Annotated in this window: 12 protein-coding genes; 5 read left to right on the forward strand and 7 right to left on the reverse strand. The window is 75.0% G+C overall.

Translation table 11 applies throughout. The features are described from left to right. Nucleotides 1–170 precede the first annotated feature (170 nt). A complete protein-coding gene (locus C0216_RS34300) occupies nt 171–1,538 on the reverse strand; it encodes a PucR family transcriptional regulator (protein WP_246042494.1) in 1,368 nt (455 codons plus the stop codon). 445 nt (nt 1,539–1,983) lie between these two features. Here C0216_RS34300 and C0216_RS34075 point away from each other — a divergent pair, with 445 nt between their 5' ends. From C0216_RS34075 to C0216_RS11755, 4 genes are all read left to right on the forward strand, one after another. After that, nucleotides 1,984–3,108, forward strand: a complete 1,125-nt coding sequence (locus tag C0216_RS34075) for a hypothetical protein (protein WP_216827072.1) — start codon at nt 1,984–1,986, stop codon at nt 3,106–3,108. After that, complete coding sequence (locus tag C0216_RS11745) at nt 3,105–4,550, forward strand: NADH-quinone oxidoreductase subunit NuoF family protein (RefSeq protein WP_114055218.1); 1,446 nt, start codon at nt 3,105–3,107, stop codon at nt 4,548–4,550. Before C0216_RS34075 ends, C0216_RS11745 begins: the two co-directional genes overlap by 4 nt. Before the next feature lie 152 nt (nt 4,551–4,702). Beyond that, complete coding sequence (locus C0216_RS11750) at nt 4,703–5,740, forward strand: SCO0930 family lipoprotein (protein ID WP_114058610.1); 1,038 nt, start codon at nt 4,703–4,705, stop codon at nt 5,738–5,740. Nucleotides 5,741–5,757: 17 nt separating this feature from the next. Further along, entirely contained in the window at nt 5,758–6,231 is a 474-nt protein-coding gene (locus tag C0216_RS11755; RefSeq protein ID WP_114055219.1) for a hypothetical protein, read from the forward strand. A 95-nt stretch (nt 6,232–6,326) separates the two neighbouring features. Here C0216_RS11755 and C0216_RS11760 read toward each other — a convergent pair whose 3' ends face one another. Next, entirely contained in the window at nt 6,327–6,662 is a 336-nt protein-coding gene (locus C0216_RS11760) for an antibiotic biosynthesis monooxygenase family protein (protein WP_114055220.1), read from the reverse strand. 156 nt (nt 6,663–6,818) lie between these two features. Then, the gene (locus tag C0216_RS11765) at nt 6,819–7,775 is read right to left on the reverse strand and encodes a bile acid:sodium symporter (protein ID WP_114055221.1); all 957 of its coding nucleotides are present in this window, start codon (nt 7,773–7,775) and stop codon (nt 6,819–6,821) included. 133 nt (nt 7,776–7,908) lie between these two features. On the opposite strand from C0216_RS11765, the gene C0216_RS11770 reads away from it, so the two are divergent. Next, the gene (locus C0216_RS11770) at nt 7,909–8,265 is read left to right on the forward strand and encodes a zinc ribbon domain-containing protein YjdM (protein WP_114058611.1); all 357 of its coding nucleotides are present in this window, start codon (nt 7,909–7,911) and stop codon (nt 8,263–8,265) included. 82 nt (nt 8,266–8,347) lie between these two features. On the opposite strand, the gene C0216_RS11775 is transcribed toward C0216_RS11770, so the two are convergent. The 4 genes from C0216_RS11775 to C0216_RS11790 form a co-directional block, all read right to left on the reverse strand. Next, nucleotides 8,348–9,577, reverse strand: a complete 1,230-nt coding sequence (locus C0216_RS11775) for a cation:proton antiporter (protein WP_114055222.1) — start codon at nt 9,575–9,577, stop codon at nt 8,348–8,350. A gap of 3 nt (nt 9,578–9,580) precedes the next feature. Continuing rightward, nucleotides 9,581–10,051: a cation:proton antiporter regulatory subunit gene (locus tag C0216_RS11780; RefSeq protein ID WP_114055223.1), complete on the reverse strand. Its 471-nt coding sequence runs from the start codon at nt 10,049–10,051 to the stop codon at nt 9,581–9,583. Nucleotides 10,052–10,375: 324 nt separating this feature from the next. Further along, nucleotides 10,376–12,259, reverse strand: a complete 1,884-nt coding sequence (locus tag C0216_RS11785) for an NAD-binding protein (protein ID WP_114058612.1) — start codon at nt 12,257–12,259, stop codon at nt 10,376–10,378. Nucleotides 12,260–12,357: 98 nt separating this feature from the next. Further along, nucleotides 12,358–13,410, reverse strand: coding sequence for a PucR family transcriptional regulator (locus C0216_RS11790; protein WP_114055224.1), 1,053 nt, complete (start codon nt 13,408–13,410; stop codon nt 12,358–12,360). Nucleotides 13,411–13,476 lie beyond the last annotated feature (66 nt).

Here is a 13,476-nt window from a genome sequence, read left to right on the forward strand (position 1 = left end):
CGAATGTCCTAGTAGCTCCGCTACGAGGACATTCGTCCCGCACACCGAGGGCACGCACCGAACGCCGCTCCTTGCTCCACGGGGCAACTCAATACAGGCCCTAGGGGCAGGGGGAGGGGAGGGGGGCCGGGTGGCTGTGGAGGTGCCGCCCGCGCCGGCGGGCCGCGATGCTACAGGCCGTTGACGCGGGCCATGCGGTCCACGCCGAGGGGGCGGAAGTCGGTGGCGGCGGCGCGGGCCTTGCGGCCGACCCGCGCGTACTGGCGCCGCACCTGCGCCATGAGCCGGCGGCTGCGCAGGGCCATCTCCAGCTCGAAGCGGGTGCGCGGGTCGCGCAGTCCGGGGCCGAACAGCTTCTCCAGCTGCCGCATCCGGTAGCGGACGGTCTGCGGGTGGACGCTCAGGGCCTTGGCGGCCTCCGGGGCGCCCCCGCCCTCCAGCCAGGCGAGGAGGGTGACTTCGAGCCGCTCGCTCTGGCGCGGTGTCAGGTCGGCCAGCGGCCGCAGCCAGCGGGCGGCCAGGGCGTGCGCGAGGGGTTCGTCCTGGAGCAGGAGGAGGGTGGAGAGGTGGTCGTCGACGAAGAGGGGCCGGCCCTCCGGTCCGGGCCGGTGGGGGGCGAGGGCGAGCAGGCGCAGGGCCCAGCGCAGGGAGTGGCTCGTGTCGCGCGGTGCGACGGGGTGGCCCACGGCCGCGAACCGGCCGCGCAGCAGGGACTCCAGGGCGGTGCGGGTGTCGGGGTCCTCGGGACTGGGGACGAGGAGGCACGGCTGCCCGCCGACCATGCCGGCCAGGGCGTCGCCGAGGGAGGCGGCCAGCTGCTGGGTCTCGCCCGGCGTCGCCAGGGCGATGGCGCGTATTTCGGGGGGAAGGGGCCAGCCGGCGGCGCGGGCGAGTTCCGACAGCGCGATTTCAGCCATGGGCATGTCACTTATGAGAGCGGAGAAGAGCTCCCTCCGCGCCCGCTCGCAGGTGCTGCCCGGGCCGTCGGACGCGACCACCGTCAGCGGGGCCGTCCGTGTCCGGTACGAGCTCTGCCGGGGGATCCGGTCCAGGACCGGATCCGCGCCCCCGCCGCGGAGTCCGGGCCCGTGGAGGGCGCCTCCGGGAAGCCCGGCAGCCGCGTCCAGGGCCGCCACGTCGAGGTCGATGTCCTCGTCGGGGTCGATCCCCCCACGGCCGCCGTCGCCGTCGGTGTCATCGTCGATGTCCGGATGCCCCGCGGGCGTGCCGTACGGGCCGGCCCTGACCGGCTCGGGGCCGCCGTCGGGCGCGGCGCCGTGCGCCTCCGCCCGCTCCTGAGGGCGCGTCACCGGCTCCCGGTACCCGAGCGCCGTCAGCAGGGCCGCCTCGACCTGTGCTCTGACCACCTCGTCGTCGAGGTCATCCACCAGCGCGGCGAAGCCGGGGATGCCGTCCCTCAGCTCCTCCACCATCCCGGATGCCAGGGCGGGGAGCTCCCGGCGCAGGACCCGGGTCCACTCGCCGCGCGGTCGGGCCCAGATACGGTTCAGCAGTTCGCACATTGTTACCTCGTTCATGCCGGGGTACGGCCTGCCCCGCGGGGAGGGTGACAGGCCTGCGTCGAGCCGCCCCCTGCCCGTACCGGCGGTGCGGACGGGGCAGTTGAGCACCTCGTACACCCTCCAGGAGGGCGTCAACCACTTGCGGTCCCGCGGCTTTGCCTCGATTTTGCCGACGGGGAGGTGTGGCGGCCGACCAGGCGTGACCGGGAGGGGCCACCGCACCGTTGGAAGGGAATCTTCCGGGGACGTTCGTCGCGGCGGCGCCACACGCACAAGAACTTGTCACGATTCGATAAATACTGTGGAGGCGTTGCGGAGGTCCACGATGCTTCTGCACTCCGGCCCCCGCTCCCGGCCGGCGAGGCCCATCTCCCGCCCGCCGCGGAGCAGTTCCGTCGACCACCCCCCGGGCGCCGAGTGCGAAGTGGAGTGCCTCGGGCCCGGCGTATGGGAGAACCCGATGCCCCTGTCCCAGACCCGCGCGCCCCGCTCCCACCGGGCCCGCCGGACCAGACGCCACGCCGGCGCGGCTGCGGCCGCGGCAGCCGGACGGCGGGCGGTGCGCCGACCTCCGCTGCTGTCCCCCGCCGGAGGCCCCCGCCCCGCCACCCTGGCCCTCGGCGCGCTCGCCGCCCTCCTGGCCCTCGGCGTCGCCGCCCGGGCCGGCGCCCTCACCAACCTGTGGGAGTTCCTGGACTACGGGGCGGGCGTCCTCTCGCTCGTCTCCCTGACCTCCGCCGTCCTGTGGGGCCTGGCCGCCACCGACCGCGTCCTCCTCACGTCCGGCCACCGGATCGTCGCCCAGGGCGTCCACCGCGGACTCGCGGTCGCCGGCCTCGGCTTCCTCGCCCTGCACGTCTGGATCAAGATCGCCGAATCGCGGACGGACGTCGGCTCCGTCCTCATCCCCTTCACCGACGACAACCAGCCGATGCTGATCGGCCTCGGCAGCCTCGCCGGGTACCTCTTCGTCAGCACGGCCGTCTCCGGCGCCGTCCGCAGCGCGTTCGCCACCAAGGGCCGCTCCCGCTGGTGGCGGGCGCTGCACGTCGGGGCCTACCCCGCCTGGGGGGCGTCGCTCGTGCACGGCCTCAAGGCCGGCCGCCCGGCCAGCGGCTGGGTCACCGCGGCGTACGCCCTCTGCCTCGTCGCGGTCGCCACCCTGCTCGTCCTGCGCATGCGGGAGCGGATGCGCACCGAGCGGGCCCGCCCCGGCGCCGCTCAGCCCCAGTCCGCCCCCCGCCCCGGGGGCCAGGACCGCGCCGGCGCCGCCCAGCGCTTCGTACGGCGGCCCGCCGAGTGGGCCGCCGAGCGGCTGACCGCCCGCCTCGCCCGGCAGGGCGGGGGGAGCCCGCCAGCACCGCAGCCCGGCCCGTTCGTCGACACCCTCCCCGACCCGCTGCCCGCGCAGGGCCCTGCCGCCGCAGGCCGGGCGCAGCGCCCGGACGCCCCTCCCCGGCCGACCCTCGCCCCGATCCCCGACCGCCCGCCCTACGGCGCGGGCGCCGCCTTCGTCACCAGCCGGCTCGACATGGTCCCGGACCAGGCCGGACAGCCGCTCGGCAGCAGGCGGAGGGGCCGGTGACCGAAGCGACCCCGGCCCTCGGCTGCGTGGGCCAACCCCGGGTGCTCGCAGGCCTCGACACCCTGCCGCGCCTGGACCGGGCCGACCACCTGGCCGTGCACGGCCCCCTGCCCCTCTACCGGCCCGAAGAACTCGTCGAGCTCGCCGAGGACATCGACCTGCGGGGCCGCGGCGGAGCCGGCTTCCCCTTCGCGCGCAAACTGCGGGCGGTCATGCGGACCGCCCGGTCACGCGACGGGCGCACCGCCGTCGTCGTCAACGGCAGCGAGGGCGAGCCCAGTTGCCTCAAGGACAAGGCGGTGCTGCTGCACGCCCCGCACCTCGTCCTCGACGGGGCGCTCCTCGCCGCCGCCGCGCTCGGCGCCGACGACGTGGTCGTCGGCGTCACCCGCGACGACGTGGAGCGGTCCCTGCGCACGGCCGTCGCCGAGCGCGGCCCGGCCGGCAGCCGCGTCCGCGTCGCCAGGCTCCCCGAGCGCTTCGTCACCGGCGAGGGCACCTCCCTCATCAACGGCATCGAGGGCGGGCCCGCCCTGCCCAACGGGCAGAAGGTCCGCACCAGCGACCGCGGCCTCGGCGGGGTCCCCACCCTGCTGTCCAACACCGAGACGTACGCCCAACTCGCCGTCGCCGCACGGCTCGGCGCCTCCGGGTACTGCTCGGCCGGCCTGCCCGCCGAGCCCGGCACCGTCCTGCTCACCGTCGCCGGGTCGACCGTCGTCGAGGTGCCGACCGGCACCTCCCTGGCGTACGTCCTGGAGCTGTGCGGGTACTCCCCGGGGCAGGGCGTCCTCGTCGGCGGCTACCACGGCCGGTGGCTCACCGCCGCCGCCGCGCGCTCGGTGGCGCTGTCCCGCCAGTCGCTGTCCTCCGTCAACGCCGTGCTGGGCGCGGGCGCGGTGCTGCCCCTGCCGGAGGACACGTGCCCCGCGGGCGAAGTGGCCCGTGTGGCCCGCTGGATGGCCGACGAGTCGGCGGGCCAGTGCGGGCCGTGCGTCCGCGGCCTGCCGTCCCTCGCCACGGCCGTGGAGGAGCTCGTCGCGGGCGGCGGCAGAGCGGCCTGGGACGCGATCGAGAGCCGCATGCGGGCGGTGCGCGGCCGCGGCGCGTGCAGCCATCCCGACGGCACCTCCGGCTTCGTCGCCTCCGCACTCGCCGTCTTCCCCGACGAGCTGCGCGACCACGCCCTCGGAAGCGGCTGCGGCCGCCGCGTCCTCGGGGCGCTGCCCCTGCCCGCAGACGAGAACCCCGAGCGGCTCGTCGTGGACTGGACGCTGTGCCGGGGCCACGGCCTCTGTGCGGACCTGCTGCCGGACGTCGTCCGGCTGGATGCGGACGGCTTCCCGGCGCAGGCCGTCATGCCCGTCCCCGAGCGGTTCAGGGCGAAGGCCCTGCGGGCCGTGCGGCGCTGCCCCGCCCTGGCGCTGCGCATCCAGGAGTGAACCGGAGCGGCGGTGCGCACGGCCGGGAGTTCACCGCTTAGCGACTTCTGACAAATTCCCGGCCGTATCCATTCCGAGCCCCCCGCCGGGTCTATGAATTACTCGGCAGCAGCCCCCACCGGGAAAAGCCCGAAGGAGAGAACGTGAACAAGATGCGCCGCGTGACAACCGTCGGATCGGTGGCCGCCGTCCTGATGCTGACGGCGGCCTGCGGAGGCGGCGGCGAGGCGCGCGGCGGGAATTCCGTACAGCCCGTGGGCGCGGGAAAGGCCCTCGCGGACGCCTACGGCTCGGGCAGCGGCTACGGGGCCGCCCCCGGCGAGCTGAGCGGCTCCGGCGCCGGCTCCGCGGCCGGCGGCGGCCAGGCCGGGCCGGCGGGACAGCTCGCCGTACGGGAGATCGCATCGGTCGGCAGCGTCGTCACCGACGGCGCCGGAGCCACCCTCTACCGCTTCGAGAAGGACACCCCGCAGCCCCCGAAGTCGAACTGCGACGGGGACTGCGCCACGGCGTGGCCGCCGGTCCCCGCCGCCGACGCCGCTGCCTCCGCCGGCATCGACGCGGCCCTGCTCGGTGAGGTCACCCGCTCCGACGGGACCAGGCAGCTGACCCTCGCCGGCTGGCCCGTCTACCGGTATGTCAAGGACACCCGGGCGGGCGAGGCGAACGGCGAGGGAGTCGGCGGGACGTGGCACGCGCTGGCGCCCGACGGGAAGAAGGCGGTCGACAAGAAGCAGCAGGCGGGCGGCGGCGGCCAGTCCGGCACCGGAATGGGAATGGGAATGGGTGGCGGATCCGGTTCGGGCGGGTATTCGCGGAATCCGGACAAGGAGCTGTCCGTCGCCGTGAACGAAAAGCTCGGGAGGATACTCGTCGACGGCCAGTGGCGCACCCTGTACCGATTCGACAAGGACAGCGCGTGGCCCATGAAGGCCACCTGTGTCGGTGCGTGCGCGGAGACGTGGAAGCCCGCCGCCCCGGTGGACAAGTCCAAGGCGTCGGGGATCCGGCCGGAACTGATCGGCACCGTGAAGCGGCCCGACGGCAGCGAGCAGCTGACGATCGACTGCTGGCCTGTGTACACCTTCACCGGCGACACCGAACCCGGCCAGACCACCGGCCACAACAAGCAGGGCCTGTGGTTCGCGGTCACCGAGACCGGCAAGAAGGCCCCGGTTTCGGCCGGCTGAGACCCGTGAGGAAAGCCGTGTTCCCGACCTCCGCCCGCCTGGCCGCCTGCGCCGCCGCCCTGCCCGTGCTGCTCCTGTGCGGCGGCTGCGGAGAGGGCGGGGCGGCCGCCTCCCCGGGCGGGGCCCCCTCTCCGTCCGCCTCCCCGGCACCCCGCCCCGCCCCGCTCGCGGACATCGCCGGAGCCCTCGGCTGCACGCCGGAGGTCACCGTGGACGCCGAGGAGCTGCGGGAGGGAGCCTGCGGCACGGGGCCGACCGCGTACCGCATGGCCACGTTCGGCACGGAGGAGGGCCGCAGCGCCTGGCTGGCGGAGGCGCGCGCCTACGGGGGCACGTACCTCGTCGGCCCCCGCTGGGTTGTCACCGCCGGGTCTGCCGAGGCGCTGGCCCCGGTGCGCGACCGCCTGGGCGGCACGATCGAGTCGGCCCCCGGCCACGGTTCGCCCGCCGCCGGCGGCCCCTCCCCCCACGAGGGGCACGGGGCCCCCTGACGCGGGCCCGCGCAACCGGCCTGCGCGGCGCGCCCGCACGACGGGGCGGCCGACACCCTCCACCGGGGGTGCCGGCCGCCCCGCTCCGCTGCGCGTCAGCCTTTGCCGTGGTGTGAGGCGACGTGGAAGAGGCGCGGCTGGACATCCACGGCGATGGTGGCCGCCTCGTCCATGTGCACCCGGGCCTCCGGGTTGGCGAGCATGGCGCGGTAGTGGGCTTCGCTCTCCCACTGCGCGTAGTTGATGACGCGTTCGCCGTCCTGGCTCGCGTGGAAGTTGGCGCAGACGAAACCGGGTTGGTGCTTCATCGTCTCTTCGGTGGCGCGGGTGAGGAGGGCGATCAGTTCGTGCTGGCGCTCCGGTGCGACGGTGAACACGTTGATGAGCGTCGCGACGGGGCGGCTGCTGTCGATGTTCGCGGTAACGGTCATGCCTCACTTTCTCCCCTTACTTGCCGGGTCGTGTGCGCCCTGCGGGGTGAACCCCCTCGAACGGGTGGCGTTGCTGCCCCGTCCGGCGGCAGGGGGCGAGTTCCGCAACACGCGCGGCACCGGGCCGCACCGCCCCGCCGGACGCCGCGCGCCGGTTCAGTGCGCCGTCGGCGCCGTCTCCGGGAGCAGGCGCGGCACGAGGCGTATGTACGCCGTCATGCCGAGTACCTCGACGAGGGTCTGGGTGACCACCACTGCGGCCGTGACGGCGAAGGCGTCGGGGAGAGCGAGGGCCAGGGGGAGGACGACGAGGGAGTTGCGGGTGGCGCCGGTGAAGACGATGGCCCGCCCGGCCCCCGTGTCGAGGCGGAAGAGCCGCGCCACGGCCCGGCCCGCGAAGGCCATGACGGCGAGGAAGGCCGCGTAGAAGGGGATGACGGCGGCGACGTCGGCCAGGCTGCCGCCCACCTTGGGGATCTGCCCGGCGACGACAGTGAAGAGGGTCGCGGCCATCAGCGGCACCATCGCCGTGGTCGCCGCCGCGGCGGTCCTCGCGCCGGCCGGGCGGCGGGCCGCCCACGCCTGGAGCGCCCAGGCGAGCGCGAGCGGGACGGCGATGAGGAAGAGGAACGCCTCCAGGAACGGCCCGAACGCGCCGACGCCGGCGAGGCCCGGCCCCATGAACACGGAGAGGAACACGGGGAGCAGGAGCATCTGCGCCACCAGCAGGAGCGGCGTGGCGGCGAGCAGGCGGCGGCTCGAACCGCCCGCCAGGCCCGAGAAGACGATCACGTAGTCCACGCACGGGCACAGCAGCACCAGCAGCACGCCCAGGCGGACGGCCTGGTCGGCGGGGAGGAACGCGAACATCGCGGCCACGACCAGCGGGACGACGGCGAAGTTCACGACCAGCGCGGCCGCCAGGAACCGGCCGTCGCGCAGGGAGCGGACGAGGTCGGCGGCCGGGACCTGGAGGAAGGTCACGAAGAGGAGGGCGCCGAGGACCGGGTTGACGGCGTGCTCCAGGCCGGGGCCGGCGGCCGGCGCGAGCCACCCCAGCAGCCCGCCGGCCGCCATCGCCGCCAGGTAGACCGCGACCTGGCGGTCCTCCATCCGCTCTACCAGGCCCCTGGCTTCCCTCTGCTGCACGTCGCTCCGTACGTCCCGTTTCGAATCCCGCCCCTGAGCAGCGGCCCCTGCATCCTCACACCGCGCTCCCCCGCGAGCCATGGCCTACGATCTCCGCATGAACGACACCCTGCCGCCCTGTCCGGAATGCTCCGGAACCTACACCTATGAGATGGGCGCGCTCCTGGTCTGCCCCGAGTGCGGACACGAGTGGTCGACGGCCCCGTCCGCGGCCCCCGCCGGCGAGCCCGGTGAGAAGGTGGTCAAGGACGCCGTCGGGAACGTCCTCCAGGACGGCGACACCGTGACCGTGGTCAAGGCCCTGAAGGTCAAGGGCAGCCCCTCCGGCATCAAGGCCGGCACCAAGGTGCGCAACATCAAGCTGGTGGACGGCGTCGACGGCCACGACATCGACTGCCGCATCGAGGGCTTCGGCAGCATGCAGCTCAAGTCCAGCGTGGTCAAGAAGGCCTGACCCGGCGGGCTCGCGCGGCAGGGGCGGCGGCCGGCGGCACGCTGATGCGCCGCCCGCGGCCGCCGTCCCGGCGGTCCTCAGGTCACACGCGGCCGACCGCGTCCCGGACGGGCTTCGCCGCGGCCGCCTGGCCGGCCGACGGCCCGCCGCCGCTGCGGCGCCGGCCGATCCACGCGGCGATGGGCTCGGTGTAGCGGGCGGTCAGCGGCCCGACCACGACCAGGACCAGCACGTACGCGGTGGCCAGCGGCCCCAGCTCCGGCTCGATGCCGGCGCTGACGGCGAGACCCGCGATGACGATCGAGAACTCTCCGCGCGCCACCAGGGTGCCGCCGGCACGCCAGCGGCCCTTGACGCCGACACCGGCCCGCCTGGCGGCCCAGTAACCGGTCGCGATCTTCGTCAGCGCGGTCACGACGGCGAGCGCCAGGGCCGGCAGGATCACCGGCGGAATGCTGGCCGGGTCGGTGTGCAGGCCGAAGAAGACGAAGAACACCGCGGCGAACAGGTCCCGCAGCGGGCTCAGCAGCGTGTGCGTGCCCTCCGCGACCTCGCCCGACAGGGCGATGCCGACGAGGAACGCGCCGACGGCCGCCGACACCTGGAGCTGTTGCGCGATGCCCGCGACCAGCAGGGTCAGGCCGAGCACCACCAGCAGCAGCTTCTCGGGGTCGTCACTGGAGACGAACCGCGAGATCAGGCGCCCGTAGCGGACGGCCACGAAGAGGACGGCACCGGCCACGGCGAGCGCGATCGCCAGCGTGGCGCTGCCCGCCGCCAGGCTCACGCCCGCGAGCAGGGCGGTCACGATCGGCAGGAAGACGGCCATCGCGAGGTCCTCCAGGACCAGCACGCTGAGGATCACCGGCGTCTCACGGTTGCCGAGGCGCCCGAGGTCGCCCATCACCTTGGCGATCACGCCGGAGGAGGAGATCCACGTCACACCGGCGAGCACGACCGCGGCGACCGGCCCCCAGCCCATCAGCAGCGCCGCGAGCGCGCCGGGCACGGCGTTCAGGGCGAAGTCGACCAGACCCGCCGGGTACTGCGTCTTGAGGTTGGAGACGAGGTCGCTCGCCGTGTACTCCAGCCCCAGCATCAGCAACAGCAGGATGACGCCGATCTCGGCGCCGATCGCGACGAACTCCTCGCTCGCGCCGAGGGGCAGCAGGCCGCCCGTGCCGAAGGCCAGGCCCGCCAGCAGGTACAAGGGGATGGGCGAGAACTGCAGACGGCCGGCCAGGCGCCCGAGCAGGCCGAGCCCGAGGATGATCGCACCGAACTCGATCAGGAAGATCGCGGAAGAATGCACCCGTCACTCCCGTCCGAGTATCGCGGCGGCCGCCTCGACGCCCTCGCGGGTGCCGATCACGATCAGGGTGTCCCCGCCGGCCAGCCGGAACGCCGGCGTCGGCGACGGGATCGCCTCCGCCCGCCGCAGGACCGCCACGACGGACGCGCCGGTCTCGGTCCGCATCTGCGTCTCGCCGAGGGTCCGGCCGTTCCAGTACGCCCCCGAGGACAGCTCGACGCGCTCGGCGACCAGCCCCAGGCCCGTCGTCGACAGCAGGTTCGGGCTGTGGTGCGCCGGCATCAGCGCGTCGACCAGGGTGTCCGCCTCACCGCTCGTCAGGTGCAGCGACTGCGCGCACGCGTCCGGGTCGTCCGAGCGGTAGACGTTGACGGTGCGCGTCCCGTCCAGGTGAGCGATCACCGACAGATGCTGGTGTTCACGCGTGGTGAGGTCGTACTGCACGCCGATGCCGGGCAGCGGCGTGGTGCTCATCCGTGGAGCAGGCACAGCCCATCCCCTCCTGTTGGTTTTTCGATGGTGGTGCGAAGTGCGGCGGATCGGGCAGGGGGCCCGGCGCGGCAGAAGGACATGTTGCCAGGTGCGAACGTCGCCCACACATGGGTGTCACCACGGATGGCCAGGCGGCCCGGCACACGCCAGGCTGGCCCGGGCCCCTGCGGCAACCGCAGGTCAGTGCCCCCACGACGACGGGCTGCACGGCGGCGACAGCGGAATCGGGAACACGGAGGGGCGGCCGATGACCGGACCGGCCTCTACGCCGTCCGCGCCGGCCTCATCGAGCCGTGAGCCGCGTCGTCACGGGGCCGCGCGGTGCGACGGCGCCGTGCGGAGCAGCTCGGCGAGGCCCTGCCGGGTCGCGGCGACGACGACGCGGTCCTGGGGGCGCAGGACGTACCCGGGGTGCAGGTCCCACAGCAGCTGCGGCTGATCGCCGTCGGAGGGCGGATGGGCGAGGTCGGGCCGGCGGGCCCGCGGGTCGGCCGTGTCGAGCGCGAGGACCCGCCACACCCCGGGGCGGAACGCCTCGGCGACGGTGCGCCCCTCCAGGTGCGGATGCCCCGCCACGACGAGCGCGGCGAAGACGAGGACCCGCCGCTCGACGGGGATCGCGCCGAGGATCTGGCGGCCCATCATGGCCCCCGCGAACGCCGGCGCGGCGAGGTGCGTGACGCTGCGGCTGCGGGTGAGCGCGTCGGGGTGGGCGGTGCGCAGGGTGCGGTGCACGGCGGTTGCGAAGTCGTCGTCGTACAGGCGCAGTGCGACCTCCAGGTCGCCCTTGACGGTGCGCGCGTAGAGCGTGGCCTCCAGGTTCGTGGTGTCGGAGCTGGTGAGCGCGAGCAGCGCGCGGGCGCGGTGGATCTTCGCGGCCTCGAGTACGCCCTCGTCGGTGACGTCCCCGAGGACGACGGGCACCCCGAGGCTGCGGGCGAGGGGGATGCCGCGCGCGTCGGGGTCCTCCTCGACGCAGACGACGGGGACGCCGAGTTCGCGCAGCCGCGCGAGGACGCGCGTGCCGATCTTGCCCAGGCCCAGCAGGACGACGTGCCCGGACAGGCCCCGGGGCGGTCGGCGCAGCACGCCCGCGGCCCGGAACGTGCCGAGCGCCTCCAGGGTGCCGGCGACGAGGAGGGGCAGCAGGGCGAGGCCGACGAGCCCGGAGAGGAGCTGGAGGACCTGGCGGGTGGTGGACTCCTCGACGGCCGGGTCGTTGATGGAGAACAGGTCGAGCAGCGTGAGGTAGACGGCGTGCACGGGGTCGGCGTCCGTGAGCACGGTCGTGGTCAGGCTCAGTGCGAGGACGGAGGCGGCGATGCCCGCGAGCGCCCAGCGCAGCCGCGGGGAGAACAGCTCGCCCAGCGGGGCGCCGCGGCCGGCGAGCCGGCGGGCGGGAACGGCCGGCCCGGTGTGGCGGACCGTCTCCAGGACGATCCGCCCGCGCCCCGCCGCGCCCTCCACGGTGCGGTCGTCCGGAAGGAGTTCCGGCGCGGACGGGCCGCTGGAGTCGGAGCCTTCGGCGCCCGCGGGGTCGGAGGCCGTGGAGGAGAGCAGCGCCAGCGTGCACAGCCCCGGGTCGGACGGTGCGCCCCCCTCCTGCGGGGTCCGCTCGGCGGCCCGCAGCAGCAGGCCGTCCGCCTGGACGACCTTGCCCGACCCGGCGGCCGCGGTCGCCGCGAGGGCGGGGGCCGCGGTGTCCGCGTCGGAGAGCACGGTCGTGGACGCGTCCAGGGCCGCCGGGTCGATCCCGGGTTCGGCCACGAGGACGGCCTGGTCGAGGAGTTCCTCCAGGTACTGGCCGAGCTTGCGGTTGTACATGCGGACCACGAGCCGCAGCCCGGGGTTCAGCCGGCGGGCGGCGAGCGCGGCCCGCAGGTTCGTCTCGTCGTTCTCGTACAGCAGCGCGAGGGCCTCCGCCCGGTCCGCGCCGGCCTGCAGGAGCACGTCCTCGGTGGGCGCCGACGCGACCCGCTCCTCCTCCGGGGGCCCCGCGGGCGGGGCGGCGGCGCCGGGCAGCGCCCCGAGCACCGCGCCGAACCTGCCCGCCAGGCCGCGGGCCGGCCGGCGGGCCGACCGCTCCTCCTCCCGGTCGCCGGGGACGACGAGGACGACCTGCCGGCGGTAGACGTCGCGCAGCTCCGCGGCGAGCCGGTGCGCCAGCCCGTCGTCGCCGCAGACCACCATGTGCCCGTCCCGGCCGCCGTAGGCGCCCTGCTGCTGTGGCACGTCCACGGTGCCCCCTTCCGTTGCCCTCCTGGTCGCCCTGCGCGGGCCGTACGCGGTCAGGTCCGCCTCGCCGGCCAGTCGAGCAGGCGGGCGCCGATGACCGCGGTGTGGAGCGTGTAGCGGTGCACTGCGTCGTTCGGGTTGAGGCCGGTCAGGGTGTGGATGCGTTCGAGGCGGTAGGTGAGCGCCCGGACGCTCAGGGACAGCCGCCGCGCGGCCTCGGCGGCGGTGCACCCCGTGTCGAAGTAGGCGATCAGCGTGTGGATCAGCGGCTGCGGGCCGCCGCGCGCCTGCTCCAGCGGGCCGAGCGCGGTCTCCACCAGGTCCACCAGCGCCTGCCGGTCGCGGGCCAGGACGGGGAAGACCAGCAGGTCGGCGGCGCGCAGCAGCGGATCGTCGAAGCCCATGCGGCGGGCGACGTCGAGTGCGTTGAGCGCCTCCTCGTAGCTGTGGCCGATTCCGACGGCGCCCCGGCGGGGCCGGCCGATCGCGACCTGGCCGCCGTCGGTCGCCGCGTGCGCCCGCTTGGCGAAGTGGACGAGGACGTCGTCCTGTTCGGCCGGCGCCACGCACACCATGCGGCCGTCCTTGGTGGTGAACAGGATGCGCCGCCGTTCGAACCGGGCGAACAGGCCGGCCTCCACCTCGCGGGGCACGGGGTCGGTCTCGTCATACGGGGCGGGCCCTTCGGCGACCGCGACCGCGTGCGTACCGGACAGGCGCAGCCCGAACCGCTCGGAGCGGGCGGAGAGCTGCCCCGGGTCGCCGCGGCCGTGCAGGAGGTCGTCGATGAACTCGCGCCGGGCAGCCTCCTCCCGGCGGACGACGAGCCGCTGGGCCTGCTCGTACCCCTCGGCGAAGGCGTCGATGGCCTGCTCGACGGCGCTGAGGACGCTGTCGAGGTCCGCCGACCCGGGCCGGCCGACCCGGCTGGCCGCGAGGTGCTCGCGGACCAGGGCACGCCATCCGTGCCCCGCCTCGGCGGCCTTGGCGCCGAGGATGCGCCGCGACTCCAGCTCGGCGCGGGTCAGGCGGCGGCCGGTCGCGGATGCCCCGGCGATGATCCGGCCGTAGCCCTCCAGGAAGCTGGTCTGTGTGGTGTGCTGCACCGGTCGGTGTCCCCCGTGGTTCTGCTGACGATGGTGCGAGTCTTGCACGGGGCCGTCGGGTGCCGG

It is taken from the genome of Streptomyces globosus (assembly GCF_003325375.1).
GTDB lineage: Bacteria > Actinomycetota > Actinomycetes > Streptomycetales > Streptomycetaceae > Streptomyces > Streptomyces globosus_A.

Bases quoted from the DNA above. Each gene is read 5' to 3' on its own strand.
- C0216_RS34300 (WP_246042494.1), bottom strand. From the start codon at position 1,538: ATGAACGAGGTAACAATGTGCGAACTGCTGAACCGTATCTGGGCCCGA.
- C0216_RS34075 (WP_216827072.1), top strand. From the start codon at position 1,984: ATGCCCCTGTCCCAGACCCGCGCGCCCCGCTCCCACCGGGCCCGCCGG.
- C0216_RS11750 (WP_114058610.1), top strand. From the start codon at position 4,703: ATGCGCCGCGTGACAACCGTCGGATCGGTGGCCGCCGTCCTGATGCTG.
- C0216_RS11760 (WP_114055220.1), bottom strand. From the start codon at position 6,662: ATGACCGTTACCGCGAACATCGACAGCAGCCGCCCCGTCGCGACGCTC.
- C0216_RS11765 (WP_114055221.1), bottom strand. From the start codon at position 7,775: ATGGAGGACCGCCAGGTCGCGGTCTACCTGGCGGCGATGGCGGCCGGC.
- C0216_RS11770 (WP_114058611.1), top strand. From the start codon at position 7,909: ATGAACGACACCCTGCCGCCCTGTCCGGAATGCTCCGGAACCTACACC.
- C0216_RS11780 (WP_114055223.1), bottom strand. From the start codon at position 10,051: ATGAGCACCACGCCGCTGCCCGGCATCGGCGTGCAGTACGACCTCACC.
- C0216_RS11785 (WP_114058612.1), bottom strand. From the start codon at position 12,259: ATGGTGGTCTGCGGCGACGACGGGCTGGCGCACCGGCTCGCCGCGGAG.